The organism is Nocardioides lijunqiniae, from assembly GCF_015024225.1.
Taxonomy (GTDB): Bacteria; Actinomycetota; Actinomycetes; order Propionibacteriales; family Nocardioidaceae; genus Nocardioides; species Nocardioides lijunqiniae.
In genome coordinates, this window is sequence record NZ_JACJGM010000008.1 from 46,908 (window position 1) to 65,881 (window position 18,974).

The window sequence follows — 18,974 nt, forward strand, 5'->3', positions numbered from 1 at the left end:
GGCGCTACCCCGCCAGGTGCCCCCAGCGCGGGGCGAGCTCGGTCCACGGCCCGACGGCGGCGACGCGACCCTCGGTGAGCACGACGACCCGGTCGGCCTGCGCCAGGGCGGCGCGCTTGCTGGTGGCGCTGATGACCGTGGCGCCGCGCTCGCGCAGGGCCGCCCAGAGCTCGATCTCGGTGGCGGCGTCGAGCGCTGACGACACGTCGTCGGCGAGCAGCAGCTGGGAGTCGGCCGCCAGCCCGCGGGCGAGAGCGAGGCGCTGGACCTGACCGCCCGAGAGGCGGACGCCGCGGTGGCCGACGAGCGAGTCGGGTCCGCCCGCGGCCTCGACGTCGGGCATCATCCGCGACGCCTCGAGCGCCGGCAGGACCTCCCGGTCGGGGTGGTCGAGGCGGACGTTGTCGGCGAAGGTGCCGGACAGGACCCGCGGGACCTGGGCGACGTGGGCGACGCGGCCCGGTCGCAGGAAGGTCTCGGGGTCGTCGACGCGCACGCCGTTCCACCGGATCTCGCCGGTGCTGGTGACCAGTCCGGCGAGCGTCGACAGCAGGCTGGACTTGCCCGAGCCCACCTGACCGAGCAGCAGCACCAGCTCCTGGGCACCGACCGTGAGGTCGACGTCGCTGACGCCGATCGTGCCGTCGTCGTGGACTGCGGAGAGGCCGACCAGCTCGAGGGTGCGCAGCGGGTCGCGGTGGTCGGGCGGCGGGGCCGGTGAGGTGCCGTGCACCAGGTCGACGCCGGCGGGCAGGTGCATCAGGTCGCCACCGCCCGCGAGCCGGCTGGTGGTCTGCATCCAGGCGCGGGTGCCCGGCGCCTCGGTCACGACCGACCCGGCGACCCGCCCGAACCAGTCGAAGCCGTTGACGGCCCCGGCCACGAGCAGCGCCGTGGCGAGGCCCCAGCCGCCGGCCACCATGACGCCCCAGGCGGCGACGACGCCGCACTGCACCATGACGATGGGGACGCCGTCGAGGAGCGCCTGGACGCGGTGCTCGCGCACCGCGGCGTCGACCCGTCCGCCGTCGACCTCGCGCAGGTGGCGGTGGACGCTCGGGGTGGAGGCGGCCAGCTTGACGGTGCGCACCGAGTCGAGCGCCGAGACCAGCGAGCGCCCGAAGCCGGCACGCGCCGCGGCCGACGCGGCGGCCGACCGCCCCGCGAGAGGACGGCCCAGCGACGAGGCCAGGGCGGAGGCCACCATCACGGCGAGGAGCACGCCGCCGGCGAGCCAGCTCCGGGCCAGGACGGCGGTGACGGCGGCGATGGCGAGGCCGTTGACGAAGTCGACCCACCGGTCGGCGTAGCGCGCGATGCGGTCGGCGTCCATGGTGCGCGCGACGACCTCGCCGGGAGGGGTGCGGCGCAGCCGCCGCTGGTCGGTCTGCCCGGCCAGGACGGCCATGCGCACGCGCAGCATGACCGCGATCCACCAGCGCGGGTAGAGCCGGATCGCCTCGGCGAGCAGCAGCGGGGAGGCCACCAGCGACACCACGACGTAGAGGGTCAGCATCGTCGGCGTCTCGCCGCGCTGGAGGGCGACGACGAGGTGTCCCCAGATCCAGCCGGTGACCGCGCCGAAGGCGCCGCACAGGGCGGAGGCCAGGAAGATGAAGACGCTCAGGGCGCCCCACTGCGGCTCGACGACGAGCGCCGACCACGTGGCGCGCGTGAGGCTCGGCACCGGCTCCATCTCGGGCTGCGGCGGCGCCTCCCCCACCCGCCGGGCCGTGCCGACCTGGCTGGAGGACGGCGCCACGGGCGCGGCCCGGTCGTCGTCGGCGGAGGCGCGCAGCAGCGTGCGGAAGGGGCCGGGCGTCGTGGCGAGCTCGGCGCGAGCTCCGCGCTGCACCACGCGGCCGCCGTCGAGCACCGCGACCTGGTCGGCGCGCTCGGTGGTGGAGAGCCGGTGGGCGACGAGCAGGCCGGTGCGGCCCGAGAGCAGCCGGTCGGCGGCCCGGACGACCGCGGCCTCGGTGACGGGGTCCATGCGGGCGGTGGCCTCGTCGAGCACGACGACGCTGACGTCGCGCACCAGCAGCCGGGCGAACGCGACGAGCTGCTCCTCCCCCGCCGACAGCGTCGTGCCGCCGGGGCCGAGGAGGGTGTCGAGGCCGTCGGTCAGCCCGGCGACCCAGTCGTCGAGGCCGAGCTCGACGACGGCGGCCGTGATGCGCTCGCGCGACAGGTCCTCGAAGAGGGCGATGTTCTCGGCGAGCGTGCCGGCGAGGATCTCGGTGCGCTGGGTGACGACGCCGACGGCCGAGCGGAGCGACTGCAGCTCGAGGTCGAGGACGTCCACGCCGCCGAGGAGCACGGTGCCGCGCTCGGGCTCGACCGCCCGCGACAGCAGGGCGGCCAGCGTCGACTTGCCGGAGCCGGTGCGCCCCACCAGGGCGCAGGTGGTGCCGGCCGGCACGGCGAGCTCGACGTCCTGCAGGGCGAAGCGTCCCTCGGCGTAGGCGAAGTGCAGGCCCGAGAAGTGGACGTCGAGGCGGCTGCCGGGCACGGGCGCGCCGCCCTCGGGCTCGCGCTCGGCGCCGAGCAGGTCGCGCAGGCGGAGCACCGCACCGAAGCCGGCCTGGAGGTCGGGCAGGTGGCGGGCGAGCTGGTCGACCTGCCCGACGAACATCGTCGTGACCAGGAACAGGGTGACGAGCTCGGCGGTGCCGAGGTGGTCGGTGGTGACCAGGGCGACCCCGAGCACGGCGGTGGCGGCCAGCACGGCGTGCAGCATCGTGCCGGTGCGTCGGGTGACCGTGGCCTCGAGGCGCAGGACGACGTCGAAGAGCTCGTGCACGCGCGCGGCCAGCTCGGTGCACCGACGCAGCACGTGGGCCTGGCCCCCGCTGGCGCGCAGGTCGTCGCGACCCGCGATGCCCTCCTCGAGCGCGGCGGCGTGGTCGGTCCAGGCGGCCTCCTCGACGACCTTGCGCCTCGAGATCTCGGGCAGCAGGGGGCGGACGACGGCCAGCGCGGCCCACCCGGTGACCGGGAAGAGGAAGAAGGCCGGCCACCAGGTCACGCCCGCGACGATCCACAGCGGCCCGGCGCCCAGCGTCGTGCGGATCGCCATCCAGGCGCTCTGGCGCAGCAGGGTGCCGACCTCGTGGGTGTCGTCGTCGATCCGGTCGAGCACCTCCCCCACGGCCTGCTCGGTGAGCGCCGACAGGGGCTGGTGCATCGCGGCGTCGAGCAGGTCGGCACGCAGTCGTCCCTCGGCGCGGTCGATGACGCCGGCCCACAGCGTGCGCGCGGCGGTGTCGAGCACGGCGGCGCCCACCACGCAGAGGGCCAGGACGCCGATGAGCCGGCTCGACGCCTCCTCGGCGAGCATGCCGGCCACGAGCGAGCCGAGGGACGTGCCGACCGCGGCGACGCCGCAGGCGACCAGCGCGACCACGGCAACCGGTCCGCGCAGGCGTCGCCAGTCGACGGGGCTGCCGGAGCCCGGCGCGCGGTCGGTCGGCGTGCTCAGGGGGCGCTCGGTGACGAGGGTCGTGGTCATCGGGTACGACGCTACGGGTCGGCGCCCCCCGGCGTCGCCCCGATATCGGGCCGGGCGGCGGCCCCCATGTCGAGCCGCACCGTGCCGACGCAGGTCCCGCCGCACGGTGGACCTCCCACCACGGTCACTGACGGTGGCCGAAATGCGAAATATCGCATATGGTCGCCGCATGCCCGTCCCCGCCACCACCCCGCCGCCGCGCACCCTGCTGCGCGAGCGCGTGTTCACGACGCTGCGCACCGCGATCGTCGACGGCACGCTGGAGCCCGGTGAGCGCCTGGTCGACGCCGAGCTCTGCTCCTGGCTCGGCGTCAGCCGGACCCCGGTGCGCGAGGCCCTCTCGCGCCTGGAGCAGATCGGCCTCGTGCAGGTGCGCCCCGGCAGCTCCACCATCGTGAGCCCGCTCGACGTCCGCGCCGCCGTCGAGGCCCAGGTCGTGGCCGCCAGCCTGCACGAGCTGGCCGCCCGCGAGGCCGTGCCGCTGCTCAAGGAGCCCGACCTCGCCCGCATGGAGGCCGCCAACGACGCGTTCGCCGACGCCCTGCGCCGCGCCGACGTCGAGGCCGCCATCGCCGCCGACGACGACTTCCACGGCGTCCTCGTCGAGCTCTGCGCCAACCGCACGGTCATCTCCGTCCTCGACGACGTGACCCCGCTGCTGCGCCGCATGGAGCGCGTGCGCTTCGCGACCCTCGCCGGCCGCGCGTCGGTGGCCCAGCACCGCACGATCGTCGAGCACGCCCGCAGGGGCGACGCCGAGGCGGCCGCGCGCGAGACCCGCGCCAACTGGCTGACGCTCGTCCCCCCGGCCGGCTGACTCCCCCGACCTCCCCGCACCACCCGTCCACCGCACGGCACCTCACTGCACCGCACCCGACCCGAAGGACCACCATGTCGCTCGCAGGCCTCGACAAGTTCGACCGCTACCCGCTGCTGTTCGGACCCAGCCCGGTCCACCGGCTCGACCGGCTGACCCAGCACCTCGGCGGCGCCCAGGTCTGGGCCAAGCGCGAGGACTGCAACTCCGGCCTCGCCTACGGCGGCAACAAGACCCGCAAGCTCGAGTACATCGTCCCCGACGCGATCGCCAGCGGCGCCGACACGCTCGTCTCGATCGGCGGCTTCCAGTCCAACCACACCCGCCAGGTCGCGGCCGTGGCCGCCAAGATCGGCATGAAGGCCCGCCTCGTGCAGGAGAAGTGGGTCGACTGGCCCGACGCCGTCAACGACAAGGTCGGCAACATCCTGCTCTCGCGGATCATGGGCGCCGACGTGCGCCTGGACCAGAGCGGCTTCGACATCGGCATCCGCTCGTCGTGGGAGCAGGCGCTCGAGGACGTGCGCGCCGCCGGCGGTACGCCGTACGGCATCCCGGCGGGTGCCTCCGAGCACCGGCTCGGCGGTCTGGGCTTCGCCAACTGGGCCCGTGAGGTCGAGCAGCAGGAGGCCGAGCTCGGCGTCTTCTTCGACACCATCGTGGTCTGCACCGTCACGGGCTCCACGCATGCCGGCATGATCGCCGGCTTCGCCGGCCTGGAGCGTCCGCGCCGCGTCATCGGCATCGACGCCTCGGCGACGCTGGAGAAGACCCGGGCGCAGGTGGAGCGGATCGCCCGCCACACCGCCGACCTGATCGAGCTGGGCCGCGACCTGCGCGACGACGAGATCACCGTGCTCGAGGGCTGGGCCGGCGACGTCTACGGCATCCCCGTGCAGTCCACGATCGACGCCATCCGCCTCAGCGGCGAGCTCGAGGGCATGATCATCGACCCGGTCTACGAGGGGAAGTCGATGGCCGGCCTGGTCGACCTGGTCCGCAGCGGCGAGATCCCTGCGTCCTCGAACGTGCTCTACGCCCACCTCGGCGGGCAGCCCGCCCTGAACGCGTACTCCGGCATCTTCTGATGACGGCGACGACGAGCCCGGCGACCGCCACCCGGCCCGACGCGGCCGCGCTGCGGGAGATCTCCACCCGGGTGCTCTGGCTGGCGACGGCGATCGTCGACGCCGCCAACGCCGGGCGGCCCAACACCAGCGGCGTCAAGGTCGGGGGCCACCAGGCCTCCAGCGCCTCGATGGTCGACGTGATGGTGTCGCTGTGGTTCGCCGAGCTGGACCACACCGACCGGGTGTCGGTGAAGCCGCACGCCTCGCCGGTGCTGCACGCGATCAACTACCTGCTCGGCGACCTCGACGAGTCCTACCTCCCCCGCCTGCGCGAGCTCGGGGGTCTGCAGAGCTACCCGAGCCGCCTCAAGGACCCCGACACCGTGGACTTCTCCACGGGGTCGGTGGGCATCGGAGCCACCGCGCCCCTGTGGGCGGCGATGTCGCACCGCTACGTGCGCTCGCACTTCGACACCACGCCCGTGGCCGGCCGGTTCGTCAGCCTGATCGGCGACGCCGAGCTCGACGAGGGCGCGATCTGGGAGGCGGTCGCCGATCCGTCGACCGCCAAGCTGGGCGAGCTCCTGTGGATCGTGGACCTCAACCGGCAGTCGCTGGACCGCGTGGTGCCGGACGTGCAGATCGACCGGCTGCAGGGCATGTTCGCCGCGGCCGGCTGGCAGGTCGTCACCTTGAAGTGGGGACGCACCATCTCGGAGATCTTCGAGCGGGAGGGCGGAGCCGCTCTGCGCCGCCGCCTGGAGGCCATGCCCAACGAGGAGTACCAGCGCCTGCTGCGCGCCGACCTCGACGAGCTGGCCGACCGCGTCGTCGGCGAGGCACCCGACCCGGCCCTGGAGGCGCTGGTCCGCTCGATCCCCGACGCCGAGCTCGCGAGCGCCGTCCGCGACCTGGGCGGCCACGACCTGGGGCTCCTGCTGGACACCTACCGCGAGGTCGACGACCACCGCCCCACCGTCGTGTTCGCCTACACGGTCAAGGGCCGCGGGCTGCCCACCGAGGGCCACCCCGGCAACCACTCCGCGCTGCTGAGCGAGGAGCAGATGGGCTCGCTGGCCGCGGCCTGCGGCACCGACCCTGCCGACCCGTGGCGCACCTTCGAGGCGACGACTCCCGCCGCCGAGCTCTGCCGACGACGCGCCGAGGAGCTGGCGCGTCCCCCCGTCGTCGCGGGCCCGGCCCTGGACATCCCGCGGACGTTCGGGCGCAGCTACCGCTCCACGATCTCCACCCAGGCCGCGTTCGGCCGGTTCCTCACCGACTTCGGCCGCGCGGCACCGGAGGCCGCGGCGCGGGTGGTCACCACCAGCCCCGACGTCGCGACCTCGACGAACGTCGGCGGCTGGATCAACAAGACCGGCGTGTGGTCGGTCGAGGACCGCCGCGACTGGTTCGCCGACGACGCCGAGCGGGTGCTGCGGTGGTCGGAGGTCTCCACCGGCCAGCACATCGAGCTCGGCATCGCCGAGGTCAACCTCGTCGGCCTGCTCGGCGAGCTCGGCGCGACCTGGAGCCGCTGGGGCGAGCGGCTGATCCCGATCGCCACCATCTACGACCCGTTCGTGGCGCGCGCCCTGGAGCCCTGGTCCTACGGCATCTACGCCGGCGGCCAGTCGATCCTGGTCGGGACGCCCTCCGGCGTCACGCTCGCGCCCGAGGGCGGGGCGCACCAGTCGATCACCACGCCGTCCATCGGTCTCGAGCAGCCGGGCTGCGTCGCCTGGGAGCCGGCCTTCGCCCAGGACCTCGAGTGGTGCCTGCTCGAGGCCGCCCGCCACGTCGGCGTGCCGGCCGGCACGTCCGCCTACGTCCGTCTCACGACCCGACCCGTCGACCAACTCCTGGCGCGCGTTCCGGAGGACGCCACCGCCCTGGAGCGACGACGTCGCCACGCGGTGGCCGGCGGCTACCGGATCACCGACCTCGACCCGGCCACCGAGCAGGTGACGCTCGTGGGCGTGGGCGCGGTCATGCCCGAGGTGCTGGACGCCGCCGAGACCCTCGCGGACCGTGGGATCACGGCCGGCGTGGTGTGCCTGACCAGCCCCGACCTGGTCTACCGCTCCTTCCAGGCCCGCGGCGAGGTCGGCCGGACCGCTGCCAGCGGTCCGCCGCCGAGCGACATCGCGGACGCGCTCTTCCCGCGCGAGCACGGCACTCCGCTGGTCACCGTGCTCGACGGGCACCCGCACACGCTCGCGTTCCTCGCGGCGCTGCGCGGCGACCCCGTCCGATGCCTGGGGGTGCGCGAGTTCGGTCAGTCCAGCGACCTCGCGGACGCCTACGCCCTGCACGGCATCGACGCGGCCGCGATCGTCGACGCCGCGCTCGGCACGCTGGGTCGGTGACCTAGCGTCTCCCCCACCGAGCGCGAGGAGACGGTGATGTTCGACTACGACGCGGAGCTGAGCCGCTACCAGGACCGGCTGCGTGCCGCCGCGGGCGTGCAGCCGGACGACCACGTGCTCGACATCGGCTGCGGCACCGGGCTCACCACCCGGGACGCCGCGAGGTCGGCGCCCTCGGGCGGCGCGCTGGGCGTGGACCTGTCGGTCCCGATGCTCGAGGAGGCTCGCCGGCTGGCCGCCGACGAGGGGGTGGCCAACGTGCACTTCGAGCAGGCCGACGTGCAGGTGCACCCCTTCGCCGCCGAGGGCTTCAGCCTGGCGATCAGCCGGTTCGGCACGATGTTCTTCGACGACCCCCTCGCGGCGTTCAGCAACGTCGCGCGGTCGCTGCGGCCGGGGTCACGTCTGGTGCAGCTCGTCTGGGCCGCCTACGAGGACCAGGAGTGGTCGGGAGCCGTCCGGCGGGCGCTCGCGGGCTCCGACCCGCTGCCGGAGCCGGCGGGGCTGACCCGGGCGGCGTTCTCGCTGGCCGACCCGGCCGTCACGACGGGGCTCCTCGAGGCCGCGGGGCTCACCTCGGTCGAGCTGACCGACGTGCGCGAGCCCGTCCACTACGGCGCCGATGCCGACGCCGCGCTCGAGGCCCTCTCCCAGCTCGGGATGACCCGCGACCTCGTCGCCGACAAGGGCGAGGCGGAGCAGGCTCGCGCCCTCGACCGGCTGCGCGACGTGCTGGAGGCCCACGACACGGGCGAGGGCGTGTGGTTCGACGCCCGCGCCTGGCTGGTGACGGCCGTCCGCCCCGGGCCCGTGGCGCGCGTCCAGGCTCCCTGGACTCCCCCGGGAGGTCGGCCGATACTGCCGTGATGACGTCGGGAACAACCGTGGCCGAGCCGGTCGCCATCACCCATGCCACCCTCCTCCCCGGTGACCTCGCGGGCAGCGTCAGGCCCCGCACCACGGTCCTGGTCGACGCGCACGGCCTGATCAGCGCCGTCGGCCCGACCGATGAGATCGACGTGCCCCCCGGGACGAGGACGATCGATGCGACGCACCGGTTCGTGCTCCCCGGGCTCATCAATGCGCACGCCCACCTGTTCTCCGACGGCCGACCGCTGCCGGCGTTCCTGGTGAGCCCCCGGGTCGAGCGGCTGGCGCTCGCCTTCCTGCATAGCGCCCTGGGTCGTCGCTACCTGAGGGGCCGCACCAAGAGCGCGGCCATCACCCAGATGAACACCGGCGTCACGACGATCCGAAGCGTCGGCGACCCCGGCTACGAGGTGGTCGAGGTCGGTGGGGCCATCGAGCGCGGGCAGTACCTCGGTCCACGACTGATCGCGTCGGGCCCGCTCCTGGCCATCCCCGGGGGCCACGGAGCCCCCCAGATCGCACTCACGGCGACCGACGCCGAGTCGACCCGGACGAACGTGCGTCGCAACCTGCAGCACGGCGTGAAGGCGATCAAGATCTCGGCCACGGCAGGGGTCACCGACGCCAAGGAGATCGGCTACGCCGGCCGGCCCGAGATGAGCGAGGCGAACATGCGCATCATCTGCCACGAGGCCCACGAGGCCGGGGTCCTGGTCGCGGCGCACGCCCAGAGCGGGGAGGGGATCGTGTCCGCGCTGCGCGCCGGGGTGGACACCATCGAGCACGGAGCGGAGCTCTCGGACGAGGCGATCGCCCTCTTCCAGCACAACCCGGAGTCGCTGCGCGGCTTCTCCGCGCTGATCCCCACCCTGATGGCCTGCCTGCCCCTGGTGAAGCTCGACCGGAGCATCACCGGTGCCAACCCGGTGGCTCGGGCCAACGCAGAGTGGGTCCTCGACGGCATGCTCCGGGGCATCCGCCAGTGCCTCGACAACGACATCCCGCTCGGCATGGGGACCGACTCCGCGCTCACGTTCGTCACCCACTACAACACCTGGCGAGAGCTGGACTTCCTGATCCGCTACGGCGGTCTGTCGCCAGCCCGCGCGCTCCATGCCGCGACCCAGGGCAACGCCCACATCCTCGGCATCGAGCAGGTCACGGGTGCGATCGAGGAGGGACGTGCCGCCGACCTCCTGATCACCGACGCCGATCCGCTCGACGACATCAGGGCGCTCGCCCGTCCCTCGGCGGTCCTCGTGCGCGGTCGGGTGATCGACAGTCCCGTCGTCGAGGAGTTCCCCGAGATCGACCGGCTCCTCGACGACTTCTGAGCGCCGGCCGTCGCCAGGCCGTCGCACCGTCCGGTGCTCGCTCGCTGCACTAGCACATCGTCCTTCCCGAAAGCGAATCGGGGGGTGTAGCGTGCGGAGGCATCGGCCGGGGCGACGCCCTCGCGGCCGGAGGAAGGGAGCTCGCGGTGGCGCAGGCACTCCTGTCCCGCAACTGGCAGTACCTGGCGCTGCGCGGCGTCGTGGGCATCGTCTTCGGCGTCGTCGCCATGGCGGCTCCGCTCGAGACGGTCCTGGCACTCGCGCTGCTGTGGGGCCTCTGGGCCCTCGTCGACGGAGCGGGAGCCATCGCGCAGGCGTTCAAGGCCCGGCAGCCGGCGCCGCGATGGACGCTCGTCCTGACGGGCCTGGTGTCCTTCACCGCGGCCTTCCTGGCGATCGTCCGGCCCGGACTCACCGCGGTCGGCCTCACCTGGATCCTCGGCATCTGGCTGGTGGCACGCGGCGCGCTCGAGGTGGCCCTCGCGGCCGTCGACGACCGCGACTCGCGCTGGGGACTGGCAGCGAGCGGCGTGATCGACATCGTCCTCGGCGTCCTGTTCATGGCCAACCCCGGGCGGGCTGCGGTGAGCATCGCCCTGGTGCTCGGCCTCACGGCCCTGGTCTGGGGCATCGTGCTGTGCGGGCTCGCCGTCTGGGTGCGGCGCACGCCGGCGACGCACCGCGCCGAGGCCCGCGATCCGATGCCGACCTGACGCGTAGCCGTGACCAGCCTGGGCGAGGAGACGCCGGACACCAGCAGCGCGTCGACGGGGCGCGTGGTGCCGCCCTCGCCGCAACCGAGCGCTCGGCCCCTCGCGCTCTCGGCCCGCGCCGCGTTCCTTCGCCGCCACCTCCACCTGCTGCCGTCGGGGATCGCGTGCGCGCTCGGCTTCGTGTGGCTCTCGCTGACCCCCTCGCTGCTGCCCCGGCCGCCGCTGTTCCAAGGTCTCGTCAGCGGGTTCGCCGCCGCGGCGGGATACGGCGTCGGAGTCCTCGCCTCCTGGTGCTGGAGCGCGCTGCGCGACCGCCCCCGTCGGGCCTGGCCTCGCCCCGCGCACCTGATGCTGCTGGTGGGCGGCGTGGTGCTCAGCGTCTGCGCGCTGCTGCTGGGGGCACACTGGCAGAACGGCGCTCACCGGCTCGCCGAGAGCCAGGCGACCCCCGTGACCTACGTGCTGCTCGTGCCCCCGGTCGCGACGCTCGTGGCACTGCTGGTCCTGGCGACCGCTCGGGGGATCCGCGCGGCCACCAGGCGCCTCATCGCCTTGCTGCAGCGCTGGACGGGGCCCCGCGCAGCGCGCGCCATCGGGGTGCTCACGGTCGTTCTCGTCACCGTCACGACGGCCAGCGGCGTCCTGGCGGAGGCAGCCCTGGGCGCCCTCGATCGCTCCTTCGCCGTGCGCGACCTCACCACTCCCGGCTGGGCCGAGCAGCCCCGGTCCCCTGCCCGGTCGGGCAGCGAGGACTCTCTCGTGCCCTGGGACTCGATGGGCCGCGAGGGACGCGTGTTCGTCGCCGGGGGCCCGACGCCCGATGACATCGAGGAGGTCACGGGGGCTCCGGCGATGGAGCCGATCCGAGCGTACGCCGGACTCGGGAGCGCCGACGACGCCGAGGCCCGCGCGGCGCTCGCCGTGGAGGACCTCGAGCGAGCGGGCGGGTTCGACCGAGAGCACCTGCTGGTCGTGACCACGACCGGAACCGGCTGGGTGGAGCCCAGCGCGGCGTCCGGGTTCGAGTTCGTGGCAGGCGGCGACTCCGCGATCGTGTCGATGCAGTACTCCCACCTGCCCTCCTGGGTCTCCTTCATGGTCGACGCCCGCCGTGCTCGCGAGGCCGGTCGCTCGCTCTTCGACGCCGTCTACCGCCGGTGGACAGAGCTCCCGGCGGCCGATCGACCCGACCTGTACGTCTTCGGCGAGAGCCTCGGATCGTTCGGGGCGGAGGAGGCGTTCAGCGGCGAGTTCGACCTGGCCAACCGCACCACGGGGGCGCTCTTCGTCGGCCCACCCAACTTCAACGAGCTCTGGAGCGAGCTGGTGGAGGAGCGGGACCCCGGCTCCCCGGAGATCGAGCCGGTGTACCGGGACGGGCGCACGATCCGCCTCACGACGCGCGCGAGCAGCCCGCCGCCTAGCGGCCGCCCGTGGGAGGGGAGCCGGGTGCTGTACCTCCAGCACGCGTCGGACCCCGTCACCTGGTGGAGTCCGGACCTGCTGCTCCAGCGTCCTGACTGGCTCGAGGAGCAGCGCGGCGCGGACGTTCCCGGCAGCATGCACTGGGCGCCCCTGGTCACCTTCTTCCAGGTCTCCGCCGACCTGGCCATGGCCTTCTCGACCGAGCCCGGACACGGCCACAACTTCTCGGGGGAGCATGCCGCCGCGTGGGTCCAGCTCCTGCAACCGGCCGGCTGGACCGAGGACATGACCGACGAGCTGCGCCAGATGCTCCGACGCCCGTGACGCCCCTGCACCCACCCCTGCCTCCCCGTGGGTCCCGCAGCGTCACTCGATCGTGAGCTCGTCCGCGCCCGGACCGGCGCCGGAGCCCTCCACCGCCACCGTCAGCGGCACCCGACGCACCTTCACCCGGAACTTGCCGGTGCGCCCTGGCTCGACGGTGAGGTGGCGTGGTCGTGCCTTGCCGTCGCCCGACGGTCGCACGGTCAGCTCGTAGGTGTCCCGCAACCGACCGACGTTGCTCACGGAGAGGATGACGACGCTCCCGGGCTCTGCGGTCGACGGCCCGTTCAGCCGGGCGGAGAACTCGGCGGTGGGACGGCTGCCGCGTCGCGGCGACTCACTCGCGGACGGCGAGCCCCCGGAGTCGGTGCTGTCCTCGCCGCAGGCGACGAGGCACCCGGCCGACGCGAGGACCATGGCGCCGCAGGACGTCCTGGCAACGAAGGACTTGGTCGTCACGGGCTTCTCCCCTGAGAGCTGGTCCCCCCGCGGTGCGAACGCCCCTCAGCCACCCGAGCATAGCGCGCAACCACCTCCTCGTGAGGACCTCAGGCGCGGACCGGCCTTCCCGGGTACGCCGACGTGTCGAGCTCGCCGTCGCGGATGACGAGCCGCCCGTCGACGAGCAGGTGGCGCACACCCTCGGAGGTCAGCGTCGGGTCGGAGTACGTCGCCCGGTCCGTGACCCGCTCGGGGTCGAGCACCACCAGGTCGGCGTCGGCGCCGACCGCGAGGCGGCCCTTGCCGTGCACGGCGTCGGTGGTCTCGCCGAGCACCTGGGCGGGCAGGTAGGAGCAGCGACGGAACGCCTCCGGCCAGCTCCACGAGCCGTGCTCGCGCACCATCATCCGCAGCGCGCGCAGGAACGTGCCCGCGGTGCGCGGGTGCGTCGAGCCGCCCGGAGGCAGCGGCCACTCGCGGGTCTCGTGGGTGCCGTCGGGCCAGGAGACGGGCATGGCGTCGCTGGCGACCATCGCGTCCGGGTGCTCCATCGAGCGGCGCAGGACGGCCAGGTCGCGCGGGTCCGTCTCGTCGAGGAACTCGATGATGCACGGCTCCCCCGGCGAGGTCGCGCGCAGCTCGAGCAGGCGTCGCTCGTCGCGGATCCGCTCGCCGGTGCCGACCATGACGATGTTGGCGGGTCCGATGTCCCAGCGCCCCAGCAGCGACGGCTCCAGGAAAGCCGCGCCGACGGCGGTGCTGCCGGCGCCGTAGGGATAGGCCTCGACGGTGACCCGCGAGCCCTCGGCGCGGGAGCGCTCGAGCATGGCCAGCACCCGGTCGACGTGGCGGCGCGAGGTGCTGTTGACGTGGCAGTGGTGCATAGCGGCGCCCGTCTCGGCGGCCGCCCGCACGACCTCCTCGGAGCCGTCGATCGGCGTCGTCGGGTCGGCCTCGACGAGCTCGCGCACGTGCGTGTACGTCGGGACGCCCGCGGCCGCAGCCAGGCGGGCGACCGCGACGTACTCCGCCGGGTCGATCCTCGGGGCGTAGCCCAGCAGCACGCCGATGCCGAGCGCGCCCTCGCCGATCTCGCGCTCCATCAGGCCCAGGCTGTCGGCGAGCTCGCGCGGGCTCGACGACCGCTGCCAGCCGGGGTTGCCCAGGACCGCCAGGCTGCTCTCGAGCGTCGCGTCCGGCTGGATCCCCAGCAGGACCTGCGCGCGGGCCCCGGCCCAGGAGGCGGCGAAGCCGTAGTGGAGCGGGCGTCCCTCGGCGGCGGCCTCGGCGTAGGCCCTCGCAACCGGCATCAGGCCGGCCTCGAGGTCGAGCGCCGTCGTCACGCCGTCGAAGGCCTGCAGCCGCTGGCCCGCGACCGAGTGCACGTGGCTGTGCAGGTCGATGAAGCCCGGCCCGACGACCAGGCCCGCCACGTCGAGCACGACGGCGCCCTCGGGCGGCTGCAGGTCGCCGAGCGCGGCCACCCGGCCGTCCTGGACCAGCACGTCCTGGACGGTCGCCGTGGCGGCCTCGGGGTCGACGACGGTGCCACCGGTCAGCAGGACGGGGGTGCTCATCGCACCAACCTAGGTCCGGCGCGTGGGGCGTCGCTCGGGCCGGTCGGACGAACGAGCGGGCGCGGCTCTGTCGCCACGGACAGCCCCGCGGCGGCTCACATCTCCTGGATCCCCCACGGGCTGCCGTACTCGGTGAGCAGGTCCAGGAACGGCACCGCGTCGAAGGCCTCCGGGCCGAGCACGCCGGCGCCGCTCCAGGTGCCGCGGGCGAGGAGCTCGAGGGCGACCACGGGGTTGATGGCGGTCTGCCAGACCACGCACTGGTGACCGTAGTCGCGCATCGTCTCCTCGTTGTCGACCACGTGGTAGAGATACGTCGACCGCGGCTGCCCGTCCTTGCCCTTCCCGGTCACCCACAGGCCTGCACAGGTCTTGCCCTTCATCCGCGGCCCGACGGTCGCGGGGTCCGGCAGCACGGCGGCGACCACGTCACGCGGGCTGACCTCGACGCCCTTGACCCGGATCTTCTCGGTGCTGTCGAGGCCGAGGGTGTGCAGGACCTTGAGGATGTTGATGAACTCGTCGCCGAGGCCGTACTTGAACGTCGCGCGCTTGCAGTCGACCCAGCGCGGCATCAGGAGCACCTCCTCGTGCTCGACGTTGACGCACTCGACCGGCCCGATGCCCTCGGGGAAGTCGAAGACCTCCGGCTCGCTGAACGGCGCGGTCGTGTGCCAGTCGCCGCCGCCCTTGCCGTCGCCCGCCCAGATCACCGGCGGGTTCAGGCACTCCTCGATGGTGGTCCACATCGAGAACGACGGCGCGAAGACCTCGTGGCCGTCGTCGTCGGTGACGACGAGGTTGGCGCCGTCGCGAGTGCCGAGCTCGTCGATCTCGCTGAAGAGGTGGTCGGCGGCGTAGCGCGCGAACACGTCGGAGAGCCCCGGCTCGACGCCGATGCCCACGAGCGCCAGGCGCCCGGCCCGCTCCCAGGTGTCGGCCACCGCGAACTGCTCGTCGCCGAGCTTGACGCCGCACTGCTCGTACGGCGCCTCGGGATGCGGCTTGGAGAGCGACATGGCCATGTCGAGGTAGTCCGCGCCGGCCTCGAAGGCCCCCTCGAACACCGGCATGTCGAAGACCGGGTCGACGGCGTTCATCACGTGGGTGATGCGGTGCTCGCGACACAGGGCCGTCACCGAGGCCGCGTCGGAGGCGTCGATGCGCGCGGCGACGTAGCGGCCGTCGGTGGCGGCGGTGCGCTGCGCCTTCGCCTCGTCGTAGTCGGCGATGACGATCGTCTCGAAGAAGTCGCGCCGCGCGGCGATCGCGGTGAACGCCGCCCCGACGCCGCCGGCGCCGACCAGGAGGATCCGCACGTCAGTCCTGACCGATGTAGGACATCACGTGCTTGATGCGGGTGTAGTCCTCGAGGCCGTACATGGAGAGGTCCTTGCCGTAGCCGGAGTGCTTGAAGCCGCCGTGCGGCATCTCGGAGATGAAGGGGATGTGGGTGTTGATCCACACGACGCCGAAGTCCAGCCCCTTGGACATCCGCATCGCCCGGGCGTGGTCGCGGGTCCAGACGCTCGAGGACAGGCCGTACTCGACGCCGTTGGCCCAGCGCAGGGCCTCGGCCTCGTCGGTGAACTTCTGCACGGTCATGACCGGCCCGAAGATCTCTTGCTGGACCTGCTCGTCGTCCTGCCGCAGGCCGGAGACCACGGTCGGCTCGTAGAAGTAGCCCGCGCTGCCCTGGCGCGCGCCTCCTGTCTGCAGCGTCGCGTGGTCGGGCAGCCGGTCGACCATGCCGCTCACGCGGGCGAGCTGGTCGGCGTTGTTGAGCGGGCCGTAGTAGGTGTCCTCGGCGTCGGGCATCCCGGTCCTCATCCCGCGGGCGGCCTCGGCCAGCGCGGCGACGAACTCGTCGTGGATGCCCGGCGCGACCAGCACGCGGGTGGCGGCGGTGCAGTCCTGGCCGCCGTTGAAGAGGCCGGCGCCGGCGATGCCCTCGGCCGCCTTCGCGATGTCGGCGTCGTCGAAGACGATGCAGGGCGCCTTGCCACCGAGCTCGAGGTGGACGCGCTTGAGGTCCTTGGCCGCGGAGGCGGCGACCTCCATGCCGGCGCGCACCGAGCCGGTGATCGCGACCATCTGCGGGGTCTGGTGCTCGACCAGCAGCCGCCCGGTGTCGCGGTCGCCGCAGACCACGTTGAGCACGCCCGCCGGCAGGAACTCCTGGGCCAGCTCGGCCAGCAGCGTCGAGCTCGCGGGCGTGGTGTCGCTGGGCTTGAGGACGATCGTGTTGCCGCCGGCGAGGGCCGGCGCGATCTTCCAGATCATCATCAGCAGCGGGTAGTTCCAGGGCGTCACCTGGCCGACCACCCCGACCGGCTCGCGGCGGACCCACGAGGTGTGGTCGGCCATGTACTCGCCCGCCGAGCGGCCCTCGAGCACGCGGGCGGCCCCGGCGAAGAACTTGAAGTGGTCCGAGGCGTACGGCATCTCCTCGTCCATGGTCAGCCCCAGCGGCTTGCCGGTGTCCTTGCACTCGACGGCGTTGATCTCCTCCACCCGCTCCTCGATGGCGGTGGCGATCCTCAGCAGCGCGTTGGAGCGGTCCTGCGGCGTCGCGCCGCCCCAGCCGGGGAACGCCTCGGCGGCAGCGGCATAGGCACGGTCGACGTCCTCGGCGCCCGAGCGGGGCGCCTGCGCGTAGACCTCCCCCGTGGTCGGGTCGACGATGTCGTAGGTCTCCCCGGAGACGCTGTCGACGAGCTCGCCGTTGATGACATTGCGGAACGACTGGTCGGCCATGCGGGGAGCCTAGTGACAGAACAACGGAATCTGTAGGGGCACAGCACCCTTTCCCACGGATCTCGTCGACTCAGGCCTCGTAGACGGGTGTTCCGTCGATCCAGGTCGACACGACGCGAGCGGAGCCGATCTCGTCGGCCGGTCCGGCGAACGGGTCGCGGTCGAGCACGACCAGGTCGGCCACGGCCCCCGGTGCGAGCCGGCCGGCGTCGTCGCGGTGGTTCACCCAGGCGCTGCCGGAGGTGTAGGCGGCGAAGGCCGTCGCCAGGTCGAGCGCCTGGTGCGGCAGGAACGGCTCGTCGCCGGCGCGTCCGCTCTCGCCGTACGCCGTGCGCGTGACGGCCGTGTGGATCGCCTGGAGCGGGTCGGGCGTGCTCACCGGCCAGTCGCTGCCCGCGACCAGGCGGGCCCCGGCGCGGTGCAGGTCGCCGAACGGGTACTGCCACCCGGCGCGCTCCTCACCGAGGAACGGAAGCGTCAGCTCGACCATCTGCTCGTCCAGGCAGGCCCAGAGCGCCTGGATGTTGGCGGCCACGCCGAGCCGGCCGAAGCGCGGCACGTCGTCGGGGTGCACCAGCTGGAGGTGGGCGACCTGGTGGCGCCGGTCGTGGGCCGGGTCGAGCCCCTCGAAGGCGTCCAGCGCCTCACGGACCCCGCGGTCGCCGATGCCGTGGACGTGCACCTGGAAGCCCTCCGCATCGAGCCGGGCGACGTGGCGGCGCAGGGCGGCGGGGTCGACGAAGGAGTGGCCGGTGCTGTCGGTGGCGTGCCCGCAGCGGTCGAGGTACGGCGTGAGCAGCGCCGCCGTGCCATTCTCCGCGACGCCGTCCTGCATGACCTTGACGCTGGTCGCCCGGAAGCGTCCGTGGGTGTAGGCCTCGCGCCGGGCGACGAGGTCGGCCACCTGCTCCTCACCACGCTCGCGGTCCCACCACAGCGCCCCGACGACGTGGGCGGTCAGGTCGCCGCGCCGGGCGGCGCGCAGGTAGGTGGGACCGGGGTCGTCCATCCCGGCGTAGGAGCCGACGATCGCGTCCTGCCAGCCGGTGACGCCGAGGCTGTGCAGGTAGGACTGGCCGGCGAGCAGCGCGCGGTAGTACTCCTCCTCGCTCGTCGCCGGGGCGTGCTGCGCCACGGCGTGCATCGCGCCCTCGTGCAGGGTGCCGGTGGGCCGGCCGTCGGCGTCGCGCTCGAAGCGGCCGTGAGGCGGGTCGGGGGTCGAGGCGTCGACGCCGGCGAGCTGGAGCGCGCGGGAGTTGACCCAGGCGCCGTGGTGGTCGCGGTTGGGCAGGAACACCGGCCGGTCGGGCACGACCCGGTCGAGGTCGGCCGCGGTGGGGTTGCCGCCCGGGAATGCCGACATCGCCCAGCCGCCGCCGAGGATCCACGGCAGCTCGGGGTGCTCACGGGCGTAGGCGCCGATGTGGGCGAGGTAGGCGTCGCGGTCGTCGAGCTCGGAGAGGTCGCAGCGGATCCGCTCCAGCCCGCCCTGCACCGCGTGCACGTGGGCGTCGACGAACCCCGGCGCGAGCAGCCCGCCGGCCAGGTCGACCCGCGCGGCGCCGGGCACGTCCGGCACGTCGTCGCCCAGGACGACGTCGGCGACCCGGCCGTCCCGCACGACGACGGCGCCGCGACCGGCGTACCCGGTGCCGGTGGAGGTACCGGTGAAGAGGGCGCCGCCGTGCAGGACCGTCGTCGTCATGCGGCATGTCTAGCAGGCTCCAGGACGGCTCGGAGCAACGGATTCCGTCGAAATGAGCCCG

13 protein-coding genes are annotated in these 18,974 nt (G+C 73.7%); 7 read left to right on the forward strand and 6 right to left on the reverse strand.

The annotated features are described in order from the left end of the window. Nucleotides 1-4: 4 nt before the first annotated feature. On the reverse strand, nucleotides 5-3,511 hold the full coding sequence (locus tag IRQ30_RS06935) for an ATP-binding cassette domain-containing protein (RefSeq protein ID WP_193612231.1): 3,507 nt from the start codon (nucleotides 3,509-3,511) through the stop codon (nucleotides 5-7). Nucleotides 3,512-3,680: 169 nt separating this feature from the next. Between IRQ30_RS06935 and IRQ30_RS06940 the strand changes: the two genes are divergently transcribed. From IRQ30_RS06940 to IRQ30_RS06970, 7 genes are all read left to right on the forward strand, one after another. Next, the gene (locus IRQ30_RS06940; protein WP_193612232.1) at nucleotides 3,681-4,328 is read left to right on the forward strand and encodes a GntR family transcriptional regulator; all 648 of its coding nucleotides are present in this window, start codon (nucleotides 3,681-3,683) and stop codon (nucleotides 4,326-4,328) included. A gap of 74 nt (nucleotides 4,329-4,402) precedes the next feature. Then, nucleotides 4,403-5,416, forward strand: a complete 1,014-nt coding sequence (locus tag IRQ30_RS06945; protein ID WP_193608418.1) for a 1-aminocyclopropane-1-carboxylate deaminase — start codon at nucleotides 4,403-4,405, stop codon at nucleotides 5,414-5,416. Next, on the forward strand, nucleotides 5,416-7,767 hold the full coding sequence (locus tag IRQ30_RS06950; RefSeq protein WP_193612233.1) for a transketolase-like TK C-terminal-containing protein: 2,352 nt from the start codon (nucleotides 5,416-5,418) through the stop codon (nucleotides 7,765-7,767). The genes IRQ30_RS06945 and IRQ30_RS06950 overlap by 1 nt, the downstream gene beginning before the upstream one ends. A gap of 36 nt (nucleotides 7,768-7,803) precedes the next feature. After that, the gene (locus tag IRQ30_RS06955; RefSeq protein WP_193612234.1) at nucleotides 7,804-8,634 is read left to right on the forward strand and encodes a class I SAM-dependent methyltransferase; all 831 of its coding nucleotides are present in this window, start codon (nucleotides 7,804-7,806) and stop codon (nucleotides 8,632-8,634) included. Then, nucleotides 8,634-9,971, forward strand: coding sequence for an amidohydrolase family protein (locus IRQ30_RS06960; protein WP_193612235.1), 1,338 nt, complete (start codon nucleotides 8,634-8,636; stop codon nucleotides 9,969-9,971). The genes IRQ30_RS06955 and IRQ30_RS06960 overlap by 1 nt, the downstream gene beginning before the upstream one ends. 146 nt (nucleotides 9,972-10,117) lie before the next feature. Next, nucleotides 10,118-10,684: a DUF308 domain-containing protein gene (locus tag IRQ30_RS06965; protein WP_193612236.1), complete on the forward strand. Its 567-nt coding sequence runs from the start codon at nucleotides 10,118-10,120 to the stop codon at nucleotides 10,682-10,684. A gap of 9 nt (nucleotides 10,685-10,693) precedes the next feature. Next, entirely contained in the window at nucleotides 10,694-12,433 is a 1,740-nt protein-coding gene (locus IRQ30_RS06970) for an alpha/beta-hydrolase family protein (protein WP_193612237.1), read from the forward strand. A gap of 42 nt (nucleotides 12,434-12,475) precedes the next feature. Here the strand turns inward: IRQ30_RS06970 and IRQ30_RS06975 are convergent, their stop codons facing one another. From IRQ30_RS06975 to IRQ30_RS06995, 5 genes are all read right to left on the reverse strand, one after another. Next, nucleotides 12,476-12,892, reverse strand: a complete 417-nt coding sequence (locus IRQ30_RS06975) for a hypothetical protein (RefSeq protein ID WP_193612238.1) — start codon at nucleotides 12,890-12,892, stop codon at nucleotides 12,476-12,478. 89 nt (nucleotides 12,893-12,981) lie between these two features. After that, a complete protein-coding gene (locus tag IRQ30_RS06980; RefSeq protein WP_193612239.1) occupies nucleotides 12,982-14,451 on the reverse strand; it encodes an amidohydrolase family protein in 1,470 nt (489 codons plus the stop codon). Nucleotides 14,452-14,546: 95 nt separating this feature from the next. Further along, nucleotides 14,547-15,770: a saccharopine dehydrogenase C-terminal domain-containing protein gene (locus IRQ30_RS06985; RefSeq protein ID WP_193612240.1), complete on the reverse strand. Its 1,224-nt coding sequence runs from the start codon at nucleotides 15,768-15,770 to the stop codon at nucleotides 14,547-14,549. 1 nt (nucleotide 15,771) lies between these two features. Further along, nucleotides 15,772-17,208 carry a gamma-aminobutyraldehyde dehydrogenase gene (locus IRQ30_RS06990; RefSeq protein ID WP_193612241.1) on the reverse strand — a complete coding sequence of 479 codons (1,437 nt, stop codon included), beginning with the start codon at nucleotides 17,206-17,208 and terminating at the stop codon, nucleotides 15,772-15,774. A gap of 70 nt (nucleotides 17,209-17,278) precedes the next feature. Continuing rightward, nucleotides 17,279-18,913: an amidohydrolase gene (locus IRQ30_RS06995; protein WP_193612242.1), complete on the reverse strand. Its 1,635-nt coding sequence runs from the start codon at nucleotides 18,911-18,913 to the stop codon at nucleotides 17,279-17,281. Nucleotides 18,914-18,974 lie beyond the last annotated feature (61 nt).